Origin of the sequence: Microbulbifer hainanensis (assembly GCF_014904735.1) — a bacterium.
Taxonomy (GTDB): domain Bacteria; phylum Pseudomonadota; class Gammaproteobacteria; order Pseudomonadales; family Cellvibrionaceae; genus Microbulbifer; species Microbulbifer hainanensis.
This window is the reverse complement of record NZ_JACZCR010000048.1, coordinates 1-16,693: the sequence shown is the minus strand read 5'-3', so window position 1 is coordinate 16,693 and position 16,693 is coordinate 1. Positions and strand designations below refer to the sequence as shown.

General features: G+C 62.0%; 15 protein-coding genes and 1 other RNA gene. 8 read left to right on the top strand and 8 right to left on the bottom strand.

Features of this window, described 5'->3' with window-relative positions:
* Positions 1 to 9: 9 nt before the first annotated feature.
* The 4 genes from IG168_RS18240 to IG168_RS18225 form a co-directional block, all read right to left on the bottom strand.
* Positions 10 to 534, bottom strand: a complete 525-nt coding sequence (locus IG168_RS18240) for a hypothetical protein (RefSeq protein WP_193166042.1) — start codon at positions 532 to 534, stop codon at positions 10 to 12.
* An 82-nt stretch (positions 535 to 616) separates the two neighbouring features.
* Complete coding sequence (gene bioA, locus IG168_RS18235; protein ID WP_193166041.1) at positions 617 to 1,885, bottom strand: adenosylmethionine--8-amino-7-oxononanoate transaminase; 1,269 nt, start codon at positions 1,883 to 1,885, stop codon at positions 617 to 619.
* Between the two features lie 92 nt (positions 1,886 to 1,977).
* Positions 1,978 to 4,443: an ABC transporter permease gene (locus tag IG168_RS18230; protein ID WP_226877135.1), complete on the bottom strand. Its 2,466-nt coding sequence runs from the start codon at positions 4,441 to 4,443 to the stop codon at positions 1,978 to 1,980.
* Positions 4,443 to 5,192, bottom strand: coding sequence for an ABC transporter ATP-binding protein (locus IG168_RS18225; RefSeq protein WP_193166039.1), 750 nt, complete (start codon positions 5,190 to 5,192; stop codon positions 4,443 to 4,445). The genes IG168_RS18230 and IG168_RS18225 overlap by 1 nt, the downstream gene beginning before the upstream one ends.
* Positions 5,193 to 5,271: 79 nt before the next feature.
* On the opposite strand from IG168_RS18225, the gene IG168_RS18220 reads away from it, so the two are divergent.
* Both IG168_RS18220 and ttcA read left to right on the top strand, forming a co-directional pair.
* Positions 5,272 to 5,934, top strand: coding sequence for an arylesterase (locus IG168_RS18220; protein ID WP_193166038.1), 663 nt, complete (start codon positions 5,272 to 5,274; stop codon positions 5,932 to 5,934).
* Positions 5,935 to 6,155: 221 nt separating this feature from the next.
* Positions 6,156 to 7,073: a tRNA 2-thiocytidine(32) synthetase TtcA gene (gene ttcA, locus IG168_RS18215; protein WP_193166036.1), complete on the top strand. Its 918-nt coding sequence runs from the start codon at positions 6,156 to 6,158 to the stop codon at positions 7,071 to 7,073.
* On the opposite strand, the gene IG168_RS18210 is transcribed toward ttcA, so the two are convergent.
* On the bottom strand, positions 6,958 to 7,542 hold the full coding sequence (locus tag IG168_RS18210; RefSeq protein ID WP_193166035.1) for a hypothetical protein: 585 nt from the start codon (positions 7,540 to 7,542) through the stop codon (positions 6,958 to 6,960). The two genes, ttcA and IG168_RS18210, sit on opposite strands and share 116 nt — an antisense overlap.
* A 216-nt stretch (positions 7,543 to 7,758) precedes the next feature.
* Here IG168_RS18210 and putP point away from each other — a divergent pair, with 216 nt between their 5' ends.
* The 3 genes from putP to IG168_RS18195 all read left to right on the top strand — a co-directional run bounded on the left by putP (position 7,759) and on the right by IG168_RS18195 (position 10,461).
* The gene (putP, locus tag IG168_RS18205; protein ID WP_193166034.1) at positions 7,759 to 9,225 is read left to right on the top strand and encodes a sodium/proline symporter PutP; all 1,467 of its coding nucleotides are present in this window, start codon (positions 7,759 to 7,761) and stop codon (positions 9,223 to 9,225) included.
* A 184-nt stretch (positions 9,226 to 9,409) separates the two neighbouring features.
* Entirely contained in the window at positions 9,410 to 9,922 is a 513-nt protein-coding gene (locus IG168_RS18200; protein WP_193166033.1) for an O-acetyl-ADP-ribose deacetylase, read from the top strand.
* A 74-nt stretch (positions 9,923 to 9,996) separates the two neighbouring features.
* Positions 9,997 to 10,461: an Mpo1 family 2-hydroxy fatty acid dioxygenase gene (locus IG168_RS18195; RefSeq protein WP_193166032.1), complete on the top strand. Its 465-nt coding sequence runs from the start codon at positions 9,997 to 9,999 to the stop codon at positions 10,459 to 10,461.
* Positions 10,462 to 10,531: 70 nt separating this feature from the next.
* Here the strand turns inward: IG168_RS18195 and IG168_RS18190 are convergent, their stop codons facing one another.
* A complete protein-coding gene (locus IG168_RS18190; RefSeq protein WP_193166030.1) occupies positions 10,532 to 11,017 on the bottom strand; it encodes an Lrp/AsnC ligand binding domain-containing protein in 486 nt (161 codons plus the stop codon).
* 198 nt (positions 11,018 to 11,215) lie between these two features.
* On the opposite strand from IG168_RS18190, the gene ald reads away from it, so the two are divergent.
* Positions 11,216 to 12,361, top strand: coding sequence for an alanine dehydrogenase (gene ald / locus IG168_RS18185; RefSeq protein ID WP_193166029.1), 1,146 nt, complete (start codon positions 11,216 to 11,218; stop codon positions 12,359 to 12,361).
* Between the two features lie 193 nt (positions 12,362 to 12,554).
* Here the strand turns inward: ald and IG168_RS18180 are convergent, their stop codons facing one another.
* Positions 12,555 to 13,271, bottom strand: a complete 717-nt coding sequence (locus tag IG168_RS18180) for a 16S rRNA (uracil(1498)-N(3))-methyltransferase (RefSeq protein WP_193166028.1) — start codon at positions 13,269 to 13,271, stop codon at positions 12,555 to 12,557.
* Positions 13,272 to 13,357: 86 nt separating this feature from the next.
* The gene (locus IG168_RS18175; protein WP_193166027.1) at positions 13,358 to 14,203 is read right to left on the bottom strand and encodes a 6-carboxytetrahydropterin synthase; all 846 of its coding nucleotides are present in this window, start codon (positions 14,201 to 14,203) and stop codon (positions 13,358 to 13,360) included.
* 244 nt (positions 14,204 to 14,447) lie between these two features.
* Here IG168_RS18175 and ffs point away from each other — a divergent pair.
* An RNA gene (gene ffs, locus IG168_RS18170) (signal recognition particle sRNA small type) lies at positions 14,448 to 14,545 on the top strand.
* Positions 14,546 to 14,774: 229 nt separating this feature from the next.
* A complete protein-coding gene (locus tag IG168_RS18165; RefSeq protein WP_193166026.1) occupies positions 14,775 to 16,682 on the top strand; it encodes a M2 family metallopeptidase in 1,908 nt (635 codons plus the stop codon).
* Positions 16,683 to 16,693: the final 11 nt, after the last annotated feature.

The window sequence follows — 16,693 nt, the reverse complement described above, 5'->3', positions numbered from 1 at the left end:
GGGGAGCAGTTACTGACCGTCGTCTGTCGAGGATTTGCCGAGGCGCTGTTGGATCATGTTGCACCACTCCTCGCTGCCACCGTCGGGGCCGTGAGCGCCATCGCCGCCGGTGAGTTTGTCCACGGCGATAAACCACTCGTCAGTGCCAACCTCCGGCAGCCCGTTGGGGTAGAGCTCCGTCATTTTGCCATCCTGCTGACCGATGACCTGTTGGTGCACCCAGGCGAACCACTCGGGGGTGCAGATAGTGGTATCGGTTCCGGTATCGCCGCCCATGTGTGAACCCATTTCATCCGACTCCATGCCGGAGCCCGATTCCATTTCGGATCCCATGCCGGAATCCATTTGCGATTCGGATTCTTTTCCGGTGCCGTTTTCCTCGGTGGGCGCGGGGACCGGTTCACGCATGGATTCGGTCGCTGTGTCTCCGGCGGCTGGCTTGGCAGCATCCGGTTCATTGGTGTCACTGTGGCGGCCGCAACCGCCGAGTGTCAGGGCGAGGACTATCGCCGTCAAAGTAAATAAGCGGTACATAACAACTCCGCAATTGGCTGTGTCGCTTGTCAGTATAGGCAGCATTTGGCGGTTGTGTGATCTCGCGCCAATCGCGGCCGACTTAGCGGTCGCCGAGCACATCCACCATGGCCCCGGTAAGCTGGCTCAGGTCCTCTGCTGACATCACATAGGGAGGCATTGCATACACCAGTTTGCCGAAGGGGCGCAGCCATACACCGTGGGCGATCAGCGCTTCCTGTACTCGCTGCATGTCGACCGGCTCGCGCATTTCCACTACGCCGATGGCGCCGAGCGCGCGCACGTCGGCGACAGTGCTGGCTTCTTTCAGGGGGGCCAGTTCGCGCTTCAGCTGGGCCTCGATGGCGGCGACGCGCTGTTGCCAGGGGCTGCCCAGCAACAGGTCGATACTGGCGCTGGACACGGCGCAGGCGAGGGGATTGCCCATAAAGGTTGGCCCGTGCATGAACACTCCGGCTTCGCCGCGGCAGATACCTTCGGCCACGCGGTCAGTGCAGAGCGTCGCTGCCAGTGTCATGGTGCCACCGGTGAGTGCTTTGCCCACTGTGAGAATATCGGGGCTGATTCCGGCGTGCTCGCAGGCAAACAGTTTGCCGGTGCGACCGAAGCCGGTGGCAATTTCGTCGGCGATCAGCAGCAGGTCGTTCTCATCGCACAGCGCCCGCACCCGCCGCAGGTATTCGGGCGAGTAAAAGCGCATGCCGCCGGCGCCCTGAACGATGGGTTCGAGTATCACCCCGGCCAGCTGGTCCCGGTGTTGTTCGATCAGTGATTGCAGTTCGGCGAAATCGGCATCGCTGCACGGCTTGTCGAATTTCGGGCGCGGCGCCGGGGCAAAAAAATGCTGGGTCAGCTGGCTGGCAAACAGGTGGTGCATGCCGGTGACCGGATCGCAGGTGGCCATGGCACCGAAGGTGTCACCGTGGTAGCCATTGCGCAGGGCGAGCAATTTGTTTTTCTGCGCGCGTCCCTGGGATTGCCAGAACTGCAGCGCCATCTTGATGGCGACTTCCACGGAAACGGAACCGGAATCGGCCAGAAAAACGCGCTGCAAAGGTTCCGGCGTGATCTCCACCAGTTTTTTACTCAGCGTGATAGCGGGCTCGTGGGTCAGGCCGCCGAACATCACGTGGGACATTTTCTCCATCTGTTCCCGCGCGGCGCGGTTCAGTTCCGGCACGTTGTAACCGTGCAGCGCGCACCACCAGGAAGACATGCCGTCGATCAGCGTGCGGCCGTCTTCTAGATGGAGGCGTACACCGTCGGCGCGCGCCACCGGGTAGACGGGCGGGGGATTGATCAGCGAGGAGTAGGGGTGCCAGATATGATCGCGGTCGAATTCTAAATCCATAGGGCTCTGTTTGATTTGGTGTTCGAGTGTCGTTGCGCGAGCGGCGCCGGCCGCCCGCGCAGGGAGATATTGCTCAACTGTCGCTGTGCTGCCTAGGCGAGTTCCCGCAGCACTTTTAGCGGCGGCTGGCTGACCGAGCTGCGGCAGGCCAGGGTGCCGGCGATACCCACCAGCAGCGCGCCGCACAGCGGCCCCAGGATCCACAGCATCGGGTGGAGGTTGAACGGCAGGTCGAAGACCCGCTGCGCCAAAACCAGCAGGGTAGCTTCGGCCCCGGCGGCGGCCAGCAGGCCCGCGGCGACGCCCAGCAACCCGAATTCCAGCAGCAGGCTTTGCAGCAGCAGGCGCCGGCGGCCGCCCAGTGTGCGGATTATCGCGGCCTCCTGCAAACGCTCGGCGATACTGGCGCGCACGCCGGCGATCAGCACGAGTACGCCGGCAATCAGCATCAGTACCATGACCGACTCGATCGCCAGGGAGACCTGGTCGATGGTGTCGCGGATGCGCGCGATGATACGGTCGAGCTCAATCACGGTGACGCTCGGGTAGGCGCGCACCAGATCGTTGATCAGCAGTTTCTGCTCCGGCGGCAGGTAAAAACTGGTGATGTAGGTGGCCGGGAAATCCTCCAGCGCGCCGGGAGCGAAGATCATGTAAAAATTTGGCCGCATGCTGTTCCAGTCGAGGGAGCGCAGGCTGGTAATTGGCGCTTCCACTTCCAGGCCGCCGATGGAGAAGCGCAACAGATCGCCGAGCTTGAGGTTGAGGCGCGCGGCCAGCTCTACTTCCACGGAAACGCCGCGATCGACCTTGTCCCACCAGGCGCCTTCGAGAATTTTGTTGTCGGCGGGGAGCGTATCGGTCCAGCTCAGGTTGAGCTCGCGGCGTAGCGCGCCGTCCTGTTTCTTGCGCTCCTTGGCCGGGGTGCCGTTGATGGCGACCAGGCGCCCGCGCACCATCGGGTAAAACTCGGTGCTGGTCACACCGTTGTCGGCGAGCAACTGGTGCAGGCTTTCCACATCGCCCGGTGCGACATTGACGAGAAAGTGGTTGGGGGCCTTTTCGGGCAGCTGCATGCGCCATTCATCGATCAGAGCGGTGCGCGCAAAGACCAGGGCCAGCATGGCCAGCAGGCCGGTACCGAATGCGGCAATCAGCAGCGTATTGAATGCGGCGCGCCGCTGCAGGCTGCCGATGGCAATGCGCCAGCTGCCGCCCAGTGCGGACAGGCGGCCGCGCACCAGTAGTTGATTTACCAGCGCGCTGCCGCCCACGAGCAGCGCCATGCCGGTGCACAGCGCCAGCGTGATGGCGAGGCTGCCGGACAGCCACCAGATCAGGGCCAGCATCGACGTCGGTCCCAGGATCAGGCCCAGCCACTCGCGCCGGTCCGGGTTGCTCCAGTCGCGGCGCAGTGTCTGCATCGGGTCGGTGCGGGCGAGGCGGAACAGCGGCGGCAGGGCGAATCCCAGTGCGCAAGCGAAACCGGTGACGGCGCCCACCAGCAGCGGCTGCCAGTGACTGGGGGGCGGATCCACCGGGAAGAAATCCGCCATCATGGCCACCGCCTGGGCCTGTACCAGTGTGCCGATGGCGAGGCCGGCGAGGGTGGCGAGCAGCGTCAGTGCCGCCAGCTGGCCGAGATAGATGCGCAGAACCTTGCCGCGACCGGCGCCGAGGCTTTTCATGACGGCGACATAGCTGGTGTGGCGCAGGCTGTAGCGGCGCGCGGCGAGCCCCACGGCGACACTGGCGAGCAGTACTGCGAGACTGCCGGCGAGAAACAGGAAGCGCTCGGCGCGATCCAGTGCGGAGGCCACGCGCGGCTGGCCCTCGCGCAGATCAATTACGCGCTGGTGATCGGTCAGGCGCGGTTTCAGCCATTTGAAATAGGCGTCCAGCGCCGCGTCGTCACCGGCGAACAGGTAGCGGTAGCGCACGCGGCTCCCGGGCTGGATGATATTGGCGGCATTCAGGTCGGCCGCATTCATCAATACCCGCGCACCCATGGAAAACAGGTTGTTGCTGCTGTCGGGTTCGTAGTCGAGCAGGCCGGTGACCTTGAGATGGGAGTCCCCCAGCTGCACGCGGTCGCCGATTGCGAGCCCGAGCAGGGGCAGTAGCCGCGGTTCCAACCACACCTCGCCGGAGGGCGGTCCGCCGTGCACGACCCGGCTACTGTCCGCGCTGTTGGGCCGCATTTCCAGGTGGCCCACCAGTGGATAGCCTTCGCTGGCCGCCTTGACCGAGGCGAACTGGAATTGGTCGCCGGTGGACAGCATCGAGGCGAACTGTACTGTCTGCGCCTGTTGCAGTCCCTGTTTGCGGGCTTCGTCGAGCCAGGTGGCATTCACCGGCCGGCTGCTGCTGATGACGCGCTCGGCGGCAAGGAAAGTCTGCGACTGGATATGCATGGCGCGGTTCAGACGGTCGCTGAAATGCGCGATGGCGGTCACGCAGGCCACCGCCAGCACCAGCGCAGTGGCCACCAGGGCCAGTTCGCCGCCGCGCCAGTCCCGCGCGAGCAGCCGCAGTGGCAGCATCGTGAATCGGGTCATCAGGCGGTCGCTCCCGGGTTGCCACTGGAGAGGACATCGGCGGAACTGGCGCTATCGGCGGCGGTGATTTCACCGGCCACCATGCGCAGGTGTGCCTGGCAGCGCCCCGCGAGGCGCTGCTCGTGGGTAACCAGTACCAGCGTGGTGCCGGATTCGGCGTTGAGATTGAACAGCAGGTCGATGATTTTTTCGCCGTTGCCGGCGTCGAGGCTGCCGGTGGGTTCATCGGCGAACAGGATGCCGTCACTGTGCTCGCTGCCGGTATTGCTGATACTGCAGAAGGCCCGCGCGATGGCGACTCGCTGCTGCTCGCCACCGGACAGTTGGCGCGGGTAGTGATGCAGGCGGTGTTCGAGACCGACGCGGCTGAGGAATTCTGCGGCGCGTTTGTCCGCACCGCGCTCGCCGCGCAATTCGCTGGGCAGCATGACGTTTTCCAGCGCCGTCAGCCCCGGTAGCAGCTGGAAGGTCTGGAACACAAAACCCACGCAGCGGGCGCGCACGGCCGCGCGCTGCTCTTCGTCCATTGCAGTGATCTCCTCGCCGGCGAGCCAGATGCGGCCGTCACTGGGCTTGTCCAGTCCGGCCAGCAGGCCGAGCAGCGTGGACTTGCCTGAGCCCGAGGCTCCGGTGATGGCGAGGCTTTCGCCGCGGGCGAGTTGCAGGGAAATATTATTTAATAGGGTCAGTGGGCCCTCGCTGGTGGCGACTCGGTGGTGAATGTTTTCGGCCTTGAGCATGGCGGGCATACACTGTTCCTTATTTTCGGGGGCTGCGAACCGGGACACGCGCCGGTATGTATACGCAAGAAGCAGTGGAGAGTATGACATGACGACAAAAATTTTCCGGTGCCGGCTGGCGCATTTCGGCCTGTGTTTGCTGCTGTTTGTCCCGCTGGCGCAGGCGAATGAAGCCGACACCCTGCTGGTACTCGGCGACAGCATCAGCGCCGGTTACGGGATCGACGAGGCGCAGGGCTGGGTACAACTATTGCGCGAGCGCCTGGATCACGGTGACAGCCCGGTAGCGGTGGTCAATGCGAGTATCAGTGGCGAGACCACGTCGGGTGGCCTGGCGCGGTTGCCGCGCTTGCTGAAAGAACACCAGCCGCGCTGGCTGATCGTGGAGCTGGGTGGCAACGACGGCCTGCGCGGCTATCCGCCCCAGGCGCTGCAGCGCAATTTGCAACAGATGGTGCAACTGGCGGAAAGGCAGGGCGCGGAGGTGCTACTGCTGGGCATGCGCATTCCGCCGAATTACGGCCGCGCCTATACCGAGGCCTTTGCCGCTGTGTACCCCAAGGTGGCGGAGGCGGAGAAAGTGTCGCTGGTGCCGTTTTTCCTGGAGCCGGTGGCCCTGCAGCAGGGCGCGATGCAGGATGACGGTATTCACCCCACTGCCAGTGCCCAGCCGGCGCTGCTCGAGCATATCTGGCCGTGCGTCAAGGTTCTGCTGGACAAGGAAGTGGCTGATCAGTCGTGTACTCCGTGATCGAAATGCGTACAATCGCGGCCTGATTGGCGGGGCTCCGAACGAGTCCCGGGGCGGCTGTCCCGCCGGTGGTCTTTTGCGGGACACGCTTCGAGTACGTCCCTGTAGGCTCGGCTGCGGCCGTCCATGGCCGCAGACGGTCCCGCAAAAGGCCACCGGCAGCACCGCCTTCGCATTAACCTGTTGTTTTGGGTCCCTACTCCCGTAGTAAGAGAAGCACCATGTCCGAACTGGAAAACCGCCGCGAACGGCTGGAATTCAACAAGCTGCAAAAGCGCCTGCGCCGCAATGTGGGCCGCGCGATCGCCGACTTCAACATGATTGAAGAGGGCGACAAGATTATGGTGTGCCTGTCCGGCGGCAAGGATTCCTACGCCATGCTGGATATTCTGCTGAACCTGCAGAAAACCGCGCCGGTACATTTCGAGCTGGTGGCGGTCAATATGGACCAGAAGCAGCCGGGCTTCCCGGAGCATGTACTGCCCGAATACCTGCAGTCGCTGGGCGTGCCGCATCACATCGTGGAGAAAGACACCTATTCGGTGGTCAAGGAAGTGGTGCCGGAGGGCAAGACGACCTGCGGACTCTGTTCGCGCCTGCGCCGCGGCACCCTTTACGGGTTCGCCGAGGAAATCGGCGCGACCAAGGTGGCGCTCGGCCACCACAAGGACGATATCGTCGAGACGCTGTTCCTGAATATGTTCTACGGCGGTCGCCTGAAGGCAATGCCGCCGAAACTGCGCGCCGACGACGGTCGCAATATCGTGATTCGCCCGCTGGCCTATTGTCGCGAGGAAGACCTGGAGCGCTTCGCCGAGCACAAGGCGTTCCCGATCATTCCCTGCAACCTGTGCGGCAGTCAGGAAAACCTGCAGCGCCAGGCTATCAAGCAGATGTTGCGGGAGTGGGATAGCAAGTTTCCGGGGCGCAGCGAGAATATCTTCGCGGCGCTGTCGCGGGTGTCGCCGTCACAGCTGGCGGACCGGGATCTGTACGATTTTGAAAGCCTGGAGCTGGACCGGTCTACACCAGCGGCTGCCGGGCGGGATGAGCATTCAGTTCAACGGCACGTGAGCTCCTGGATTCCCGAGGGGGAGGCGGAGGAACCACCCCAGTATATCGAGGCGCTGAATCTGTAGGGTCGGCGGCGCTGACCAGTCGCGCGTAACTGTATTCGAAGTCGCGCGCAGTGGCGGTGGGGCCGTGGTGGAAGTGCTGGTGCCACAGCCGCGCCATATTGGCCACGTCGGTTTCATCGACCTTGTACACGTGCGCAGAGCGGTAAATCAGCCAGGCGATGGCGGTGGCGTAGCGCAGGTTGGTGGCCAGCTCACTGTGGGGGTGGTCGAGGAAATCGCGCTGGCTGGCGAGGCCGCGCACCTTGGAGGCGAGTGCCGGGAAATCGATCAGGTATTCGTCCCAGATCTCCCGGTGTGTGTGGGGCTGGATTTGATAGATACCCAGACCGTGGCGCCGCCCCTGCTTGAGGTGGAAGCCGAGCTGTGACTCCTGTGCGGCGGTACCCAGCAGCAGGTTTTCCATACCCTGCGACCAGGATCTCAGATGCTTGAGGGTCGGACGAATGACCAGTTGACGCAGCTCGTCCAAACAAATGCCCATAGTGTTGTCAGTTTTTCCATGTGTTTCCCAATATGTAGTTTGTGGATTGAGCTGCTGCCAGCTAATTAGTAGATTTACGCGCAATAAACACAATAATTGGTTGCCGCGCCTATTCTGCGGGCCGCACTTGCACTAAATAGAAGCAAATACAGGCGGCCCTCACTGGCGATCTCGGCGCCACACTTAAAAAAACAAGGATTCTCCATGTCCGCACAATGGCTCGTCGCACTGACTTTCATTGCCTATCTGGCGTTTATTCTGTTGATCGGTGTCTACGCCTACCAGCGCACCAAGGATGCCAGTGACTACTTCCTCGGTGGCCGTTCGTTGCCGCCGGCAGTGGCGGCGCTCTCCGCCGGTGCCTCGGACATGAGTGGCTGGCTACTGTTGGGACTGCCCGGCGCGGCCTACGCAGCCGGTCTGTCGTCGGGCTGGATCGCGATCGGCCTGTTTTCCGGAATTGTGCTGAGCTGGACCACCATGGCGCGGCGACTGCGGATCTATTCCTTTGAACTGGAAGACGCGCTGACATTGCCGGCCTACCTGCACCGCCGCTTCAACCTCAGTCATCCATACCTGCGCACCATCTGCGCGATTTTCATCCTGCTATTTTTCCTGTTTTACGTCGCCTCGGGCCTGATCGCGGGCGGCAAGCTGTTCGAGTCGGTGTTCGGCTGGAACTATCAGGTGGCCGTGATCATCGGTGCACTGGCGGTGATTTCCTACACCCTGTTCGGCGGGTTTCTGGCGGTGTCCTGGACCGATGTTTTCCAGGGGCTGCTGATGAGCCTGGCGCTGGTGATCGTTCCCTACGTCGTGATTCAAGACGAGGGCGGCTTTGCCGCCAGCTGGCGCCAGCTCCAGGAGCGGGCACCGGAACTGACTCACTGGATGACCGACAACACCGGCCAGGCGCTGGGGGTGGCGGCGATATTGAGTTCGCTGGCCTGGGGGCTGGGCTATTTCGGCCAGCCGCACATTCTCGCCCGCTTCAAGGCCGTGCGCAGTCCCGACGACGTGCCGGCGGCGGCCTCGGTAGCGGCGGTGTGGTCGCTGGCGGGCTTTCTCGGGGCCATGGCGGTGGGTTTGTTCGGTCGTCTGGAGCTGCAGCAGGTGCTGCCGGACGGCGAGCGCATCTTCATTGAACTGGTGGGTGCGCTGTTCCATCCGCTGGTGGCCGGTGTGCTGCTGGCGGCCATCCTGTCGGCCATTATGAGTACCGCGGATTCCCAGCTGCTGGTGTCCTCGGCGGCGCTGGCGGAGGATATTTATCACGTTTGGCTGGGGCGCGAGACCACCCCCGAGGCGATGGTCAAGGTGGGGCGCTGGGCGGTGGTGGCGCTGTCACTGATCGCGGTGTGGGTGGCACTGGATCCGGAATCCAAAGTGCTGGACGTGGTGGCCTATGCCTGGGCCGGACTCGGCGCGGCCTTTGGCCCGGCGATCCTGATCAGCCTGTTCTGGTCGCGCATGACCGGCGCTGGCGCCATTGCCGGCGTCGTGGTCGGTGGACTCACGGTGGTGATCTGGAAGCAGTTGTCCGGTGGCATATTCGATGTTTACGAGTTGCTGCCGGGCTTCGTTTTCTCCGCAGCTGCTATCGTCATAGTAAGCGCAATGACGAAATGCCCCGTGGCCGTCTCGTCGCGCCACCGCGAACTGATGGGGTGATCCCGCGGTTTCGCAGGCGGACAGGCGCCCCATCGACGTGGGCAGAGCGGGAGGCAGAGCTGTCGCCTTGCGCATGTGCCGCCGAGGCCTGAATCCGCAGAGGCCGGTTGTGGCACTACTGTCGCGACGCGAAACGGATTTCCATCCGCAGTGATGCAAGCAAAAACGCGGTTGGAGAAACTGAGTGATCGAAGTCCATGTCGGTGATATCACTCGATTACACGTCGATGTTATCGTTAATGCCGCCAACCAGCACCTGGCCGGCGGTGGCGGTGTAGACGGGGCCATTCACCGCGCAGCGGGGCCCCGCTTGCTCGAAGCCTGTCGCGAGATTGGCGGCTGTCCTGTCGGCGAGGTGCGTGCGACACCCGCCTTTTCCATTCCCGTCAAACGTATCTACCACACGGTCGGGCCGGTATGGCGCGGCGGCAATCTCGGCGAGCCCGAGTTGCTGGCCAGCTGTTACCGCCAGTGCCTGGCCCTGGCGCGGCGCGAGAACATGCGCAGTATCGCCTTCCCGGCGATCAGTTGCGGCGTCTACGACTACCCGCCGGAACTAGCGGTGGAAATCGCCGTGGAGGAGGTGCAGGCGCACTTCGACCGGGATACCCAACCGCAGACGGTCATCTTTTGCTGCTTTGACGAGGCGATGGCGGAGCTGTACCGGCAGCAGCTGGATGCCTATGTGCGCCGGTGAATACACATTGATAATTGGTCACTGTTCGCTGATTATTGGGCCCGAGAGACAATAACAATATTGAGGTCGAGAGCATGCGCAGCGCCCAGCAGTGGTTTGCCGAGTACGGCGAGAGCCACCAGAATCCGATCAACAAGGGCATTCACTGGATCGCCGTACCGGTCATCTACGCCACCGTAGTGGGCCTTCTCTGGTCGATTCCCCAGCCGGCCTTTATGGCGTCCATCCCCTGGCTCAACTGGGCCGTGGTGGCACTGGTGCCGACGCTGCTGTTCTACCTGCTGATGTCTTTCCCGCTGGCGCTGGGCATGACCGCGATTAGCGTGGTTTGCTTGTGGGGCTGGTCCATTGTGGACCGGCTCGGCTATTCGGTTTGGATAGTGTCGCTGGTGCTGTTCGTGATCATGTGGGTCTTCCAGTTTGTCGGGCATCATATCGAGGGCAAGAAACCCTCTTTCTTCAAGGACCTGCAGTTCCTGCTGATTGGCCCGGCCTGGGTGATCGGTTTTATCTATCGGAAACTCGGTATCCGCTACTGAGGCGCAGCCTGCGCTCCCCCAAATATCCGGGTCAGCGGCTGCCAGCCGCTGTTACCTCTTGCCGGCCGTGTCAGCGGTTGTAGTGTACCGGCACTTCCAGCGTCTCCTTCACCTGCTCCATGACCACGTAACTGGTGCACTCCTGCACTTCCGGCAGGGTCAGTAGGGTCTCCCCATAGAATTTGCGGTAGGCGTTCATGTCTGCCACCCGCGCCTTGATCAGGTAATCGAAGTTGCCCGATACCAGGTAGCACTCCTGCACTTCCGGCAGGGCGGCCACGGCGTTGCGGAATTCCTCGAAGGCGTCCTGGGCGGAGCGGTTCAGGCGGATCTGCACGAACACCACCAGTGCCGCGTCGAGAAACTCCGGGTTGATCAGGGCCGTGTAGCCCTGGATAACCCCGTCGTTCTCCAGGCGCTTGACCCGCTCCACGCAGGGGGTCGCAGTCAGGCCCACATTTCGGGCCAGCTCGGCGAAACTGGTGCGCCCGTTCTTTTGCAGCACGCGCAGAATGTTGCGGTCGATAGTACTCAGTTCACTGGCGCGCTTGCGCATAGGGTGCTCCCAGGAGGTTGTTTTGCTCGAAAAATAGGCTCTCTAATGCCATTAATAGTGGATTCCACTAGTTATGTATGAAATCTAACATAAATTCACTTCAAGGGCGGTCCTATACTGGGTGAAATCGCAGAAACGGGTCGAGTGGCCCCGATCTGGAATGACGGCGCATCTGCCATAAAACGAGGAGTAGAAAAAATGTTGATAGGTGTCCCGAAAGAGATCAAGAACCACGAGTACCGCATCGGCCTGACGCCGGCGAGTGTTCGTGAGCTCGTTGGCCACGGTCATGAGGTCATCGTGCAAAAAGACGGCGGCTCTGCCATCGGCTTTACTGACGAAATGTACGAGCAGGCGGGTGCCAAAATCATCGATACACCGGAAGAGATCTTCGCCACTGCCGAGATGATCGTCAAGGTGAAAGAGCCGCAGCCCCACGAATGTGAAATGCTGCGTCCGGGCCAACTGCTGTACACCTACCTGCACCTGGCGCCCGATCCCAAGCAGACCGAACTGCTGGTGAAATCCGGTGCTACCTGCATCGCTTACGAAACCGTTACTGATCGCTTTGGCGGCCTGCCGCTGCTGGCGCCGATGTCCGAGGTTGCCGGTCGTATGTCCGTACAGTGCGGCGCGCACCACCTGGAAAAAGCCCAGGGTGGTCTCGGTGTTCTGCTGGGCGGCGTTCCCGGTGTTGCCCCGGCCAAGGTACTGGTTATCGGCGGCGGTGTTGTAGGTACCAATGCAGCCAAGATGGCGCTGGGTATGGGTGCTGACGTCACCATTCTGGATCGCTCCCTGCCGCGTCTGCGCCAGCTGGACGATATCTTCGGCGGCGCCGTGCGCACCGAGTACTCCACCAACGACGCCATCGAGAAACACGCGCTGGAATCCGATCTGGTGATCGGTGCGGTACTGATCCCGGGCGCTGCGGCACCGAAGCTGCTGACCCGCGACCATATCAGCCGCATGAAGAAGGGCGCTGTGGTTGTGGACGTGGCCATCGACCAGGGCGGTTGCTTCGAAACCTCCAAGGCGACCACGCACCAGGAGCCGACTTACGTTGTCGACGGCGTTGTGCACTACTGCGTAGCCAACATGCCCGGCGGTGTCGCGCGGACTTCCACCATGGCCCTGAACAACGCCACCCTGCCGTTTGCCGTGGCACTGGCCAACAAGGGTGCCAAGCAGGCGCTGCTGGACGATGCCAACCTGTTGGAAGGCCTGAACGTCCACGCCGGCATGGTGACCTACGAAGCCGTGGCCGATGTACTGGGTTACGAGTACGTGGATCCGAAACTGGCGCTGCAGAAATCCGCCGTGGCGGAAGGTGCTGCAGCCTGATGACCTGCGGCCGCATTGCGGCCGCGTGGGATTTGTCTGAAACAGAACATCGGTAACGCGCTTGTCGTCTGTTCCAGTCTTTCTCCCCAGGGGCGCTCCCCCGCGCCCCGCTCTGTGAGACCCGGTGGCGGGAGCCACCTATTTTTAGCCGCGTCTTTACGCGGCTTTTTTATTGCCCGCAAAAAATGGCTGTTCAGCGCCCGGGATACAGGCGGCTCAGCAATACCGGCAGCGCCGTCTCCACGCGCAGGATGCGCGGGCCCAGATGCACCGCGGCAAAGCCCTGCTCCTGTAGCTTTTCCACTTCATAGGGGATGAATCCCCCCTCGGGACCTATGGCCAGGGTGGCGGGTTCGGGCAGATCCACGGGGCAGGGCGCTTCCGTGACCGGATGGGCGACGAGTTTCAGTGAGTTGGCAGCGACTTCCGGAAGCTCGTCCTCCACAAAGGGTTTGAAGCGTTTGCGCAGCTCGATCTGCGGCATACGCGTATCCACGGCCTGTTCCAGCCCCAGTAGGCACTGCTCGCGCAGTTTGTCTTCCGCCAGCCATGGGGTCTGCCAATAAGACTTTTCCACCCGATAGGCGTTGATCAGGTAGAGCTTCTTTACGCCGAGGGCGGTGGCGTGCTGGATGACTCGCTTCAGCATCTTGGGGCGTGGCAGCGCCAGGATCAGTGTCAGGGGCAGGGCAGCGGGAGGGGCGGACTGAAACTCTACCTGCAACTCGATACCGCTTTCGCTCAGGTCAGAAATCTGGCCGCTGCCGATGTCGCCGTCGAGCAGCCCTACGCGCAGGGTATCGCCGATAGCGGCCCGGTGAACCTGCTGTATGTGTTGTTGGCGGCGTCCGCTGAGGCGCACCCGCCCCGGTGCGACGAAATCGCCCGGCTCGAGGATGATCAGGTTCAAGGTGTCACTTCTGTCGCTACTCGGATTTCACTGTTCGGGCGCCGCCATGGCCTGCGATGGGCCCGGCCGAGCGAAGAGTGCCCGGCTTATGTGTGCCGCGCATAGGCGATGGCGCCCTTGCCGATGCCTTCGTAAGCTCGCACACAGACTTTGCGGTGGGATTCCACCGCGGCGATCTGGTCGGCGATGTACTGGGCCAGCTGTTCAACCGTGGTGTCGCAGTCCACCAGTTCACAGCGGTCGGCGGGGATACTGAGGGTAAATTGCCCCTGCTGCGCCCGGTAGGCGAACGCCAGGTCGGCGCCTGCCGCTGCGGTCAGGTCCTCGCGGGTGCCCAGGTAGATATCCCGCCAGCGCCTGGCCCACTGCTCCTCCCAACGGCTGCTGCGCTCTCCATCCAGGAATATCTGGATGCGGGAGCGGTGCCCATGGGCAATGCGCTGGCAGTTGCCGTCGTGCTTTTTCAGTCCGTGACTGTAGTGGTAAAACGCATCGGCTATTTCCTCGCAGTCGAATGAGAGCTGCAGTCGCTCGACACTGGTGGGGAAGGCGCTGGCCAGCTGCTGCACACTCCAGCGGGCGACGCTGTCCATGTCGATGGATTCGGCCTCTACCAGGGCGAATGCCTGCGCCGGTCCGCTGACCTGAATTTGGCCGCCGTTATCCAGCTGCCAGCGCAGTTCGATGGCGTCCTCGCTCTGTGCGAGTTGCAGGTGCGGGGATCGGCTGGGGACGAGGAGCCGGTGATCGAGCTGGTCGTCCAGCCAGTGGCGCAGGGTTTTTTTCACAATGCCAAAATCACACACCATACCCTGCTCGTCGAGCGCGCCGTCGAGAACGGCGTTGGCCAACCAGGTTTCGCCCACCAGGCCGCGCCGGTGGTCGAGGTAGCTGAAATCGACATTAGTGAGGTTATCGACAAACAGGTGCATGGGTAACTCTGGGTCTGGAAATGGCGAATGCGTTGCGGGGCACAGTATAACCCGAAGGACTGTCCCATAGAGGACTTGTGGTCACACAGACCGCTGCCGATATTTCGCGCTGCTGAAGTCTGGAAATCCCGACAGTGTAGAGAAGTGCGGATGGGGCTGGAACTCGCGCCGCTGAGTCTCTATAATCGCGCCCTCTTCGATGCTACCGCTTGCCGGTTCGGATCGAAGGATGTTGTGGCGGCCCTTCCGGTCCCCTCGCAATGAACAGCTGTGAACCCCGCCAGGCCCGGAAGGGAGCAACGGTAGCAGTGGTATCATGTGCCGAGGGTGTTGCTGGTTGGGCTGCCTCCTTAATTCCCTCCCCCCCCTTGTTCGATTCCTTGATTCCTGCGCTGTGTGCCCGGTTTGCATGCGCTGAAAGCAATTTCGCCATATTGAGCGATTCGACCTGATTTTGCTGAAACCTGTGCCATCCTTCCCGGATTTCTGGCGCCGTAAATCCGCTATCAGCGCGGATATGCTATAAACGACGACATAATTCCCTGAATCTAATAACGACAAGAGAAATCTGATGAAAAAGATTGCCCTGGCCATCGCCGCAACTGTGGCCCTCGCCGGCTGCGACTCCAAGCCGCCCGAACAGGAGTCTGCCCAGTCAGCGACTGCTACCGCTGAAGTGAATAGCTCGGCCAAGCCCGCGGGGGAGGCTGTCGCGAAGGATAGTTCTGAGCTGACGGCAGCAGACGCCAAGGCATTCCTGCAGGATGCACAGGAGCGTCTCGCGAAGATGTCCGAAGAGGCAAGTCACGCGAGCTGGCTGGCATCCACTTACATCATTATGGATTCCCAGTACGTCGAGTCACTGGCTTCCGAACGCTATACCGCGATGGCGGTGGAACTCGCCTCTGAAGCGGCCAAGTTCGACGATGTCGACCTGGACCCGGAAACCCGCCGCCAGCTCACCATGCTCAAGCAGGGCCTGGTATTGCCGGCCCCGAAAGATCCGAAACTGACCGCGGAACTGGCGCAGATTGGCTCCAAACTGCAGGGCATGTACGGCGCTGGCAAATTCTGCAAGGGCGAGGGCGACGACGAGAAGTGCTTAACCCTGACTGAAATGGGCCAGATCATGGCGAAGAGCCGCGATCCGGAAGAGCTCAAGTCGCTGTGGGTCGGCTGGCGCAAAGTGGCGCCGCCGATGAAGCCGCTGTATGAGCGCGAAGTCGAAATCGCCAATGCCGGCGCCAAAGAGCTGGGTTACGACAACCTGAGCGTTATGTGGCGCTCCAAGTACGACATGGATCCGGATGCCTTCGCCGCGGATATGGATGCGCAGTGGAACAAGGTGAAGCCGCTGTACAAGGCGCTGCACTGTCACGTGCGTGCAAAGCTCAACGAGTACTACGGCGATAACGTGGTGCCGCCGCACGGCAAGATTCCCGCCCACCTGCTCGGCAACATGTGGGCGCAGGAGTGGGGCAATATCTATGACATCGTCAAAGACGACGATATGCAGGCGCCCTATGACCTGACCGAGCTGGTCGTCGATTCCGGCATGAACGAACAGGATATGGTGAAAGTGGGTGAGCGCTTCTTCACCTCGCTGGGCTTCAAACCGCTGCCGGAGACTTTCTGGGAGCGCTCCCAGTTTACGCAGCCGCGGGACCGCGATGTCGTGTGTCACGCGAGCGCGTGGGACCTGGACGGCAAGAATGATGTGCGCATCAAAATGTGCATCAACAAGACCGGTGAAGATCTGGTGACCATTCACCACGAGCTGGGGCACAACTTCTACCAGCGCATTTACCAGGATCAGCCATTCCTGTATCGCGATGGCGCCAATGACGGATTTCACGAGGCGGTGGGCGATACCATCGCACTGTCCATCACGCCGAAATACCTGAAGCAAATTGGCCTGCTCGACAAAGTGCCGGACGAGAGCAAGGATATCGGTTTCCTGATGCAGCAGGCGCTGGACAAGATTGCCTTCCTGCCGTTCGGTCTGCTGGTGGACAAATGGCGCTGGCAGGTTTTCAACGGCGAAGTACAGCCGGGTGACTACAACAAGGCCTGGTGGAAGCTGCGCGAGGAATACCAGGGCATTGCGCCGCCGGTAGCGCGCACCGAGGCCAATTTCGATCCCGGCGCCAAATACCATATTCCGGGCAACACCCCATACGCACGCTATTTCCTGGCGCGCATCCAGCAGTTCCAGTTCCACCGCGCGCTGTGTGAAGCCGCCGGTGAAACCGGCCCGCTGCACCGCTGCTCTATCTACAAGAATGACGCGGCGGGCAAAAAACTGCGCAAGATGCTGGCCATGGGCGCCAGCAAGCCCTGGCCGGATGCGATGGAGGCCCTGACGGGACAGCGCGAGCTGGATGCCTCCGCGATCATCGATTACTTCCAGCCCCTGATGGATTACCTGGAAGTGCAAAACAAAGACCGCGACTGCGGCTGGGCAGAGTCGGACGCCTAGCGAGCGAAGCT

Bases quoted from the DNA above. Each gene is read 5' to 3' on its own strand.
- putP (WP_193166034.1), top strand. From the start codon at position 7,759: ATGTCCGCACAATGGCTCGTCGCACTGACTTTCATTGCCTATCTGGCG.
- IG168_RS18225 (WP_193166039.1), bottom strand. From the start codon at position 5,192: ATGCCCGCCATGCTCAAGGCCGAAAACATTCACCACCGAGTCGCCACC.
- IG168_RS18220 (WP_193166038.1), top strand. From the start codon at position 5,272: ATGACGACAAAAATTTTCCGGTGCCGGCTGGCGCATTTCGGCCTGTGT.
- IG168_RS18230 (WP_226877135.1), bottom strand. From the start codon at position 4,443: ATGACCCGATTCACGATGCTGCCACTGCGGCTGCTCGCGCGGGACTGG.
- IG168_RS18240 (WP_193166042.1), bottom strand. From the start codon at position 534: ATGTACCGCTTATTTACTTTGACGGCGATAGTCCTCGCCCTGACACTC.
- IG168_RS18175 (WP_193166027.1), bottom strand. From the start codon at position 14,203: ATGCACCTGTTTGTCGATAACCTCACTAATGTCGATTTCAGCTACCTC.
- ttcA (WP_193166036.1), top strand. From the start codon at position 6,156: ATGTCCGAACTGGAAAACCGCCGCGAACGGCTGGAATTCAACAAGCTG.
- ald (WP_193166029.1), top strand. From the start codon at position 11,216: ATGTTGATAGGTGTCCCGAAAGAGATCAAGAACCACGAGTACCGCATC.
- IG168_RS18165 (WP_193166026.1), top strand. From the start codon at position 14,775: ATGAAAAAGATTGCCCTGGCCATCGCCGCAACTGTGGCCCTCGCCGGC.
- IG168_RS18190 (WP_193166030.1), bottom strand. From the start codon at position 11,017: ATGCGCAAGCGCGCCAGTGAACTGAGTACTATCGACCGCAACATTCTG.
- bioA (WP_193166041.1), bottom strand. From the start codon at position 1,885: ATGGATTTAGAATTCGACCGCGATCATATCTGGCACCCCTACTCCTCG.
- IG168_RS18195 (WP_193166032.1), top strand. From the start codon at position 9,997: ATGCGCAGCGCCCAGCAGTGGTTTGCCGAGTACGGCGAGAGCCACCAG.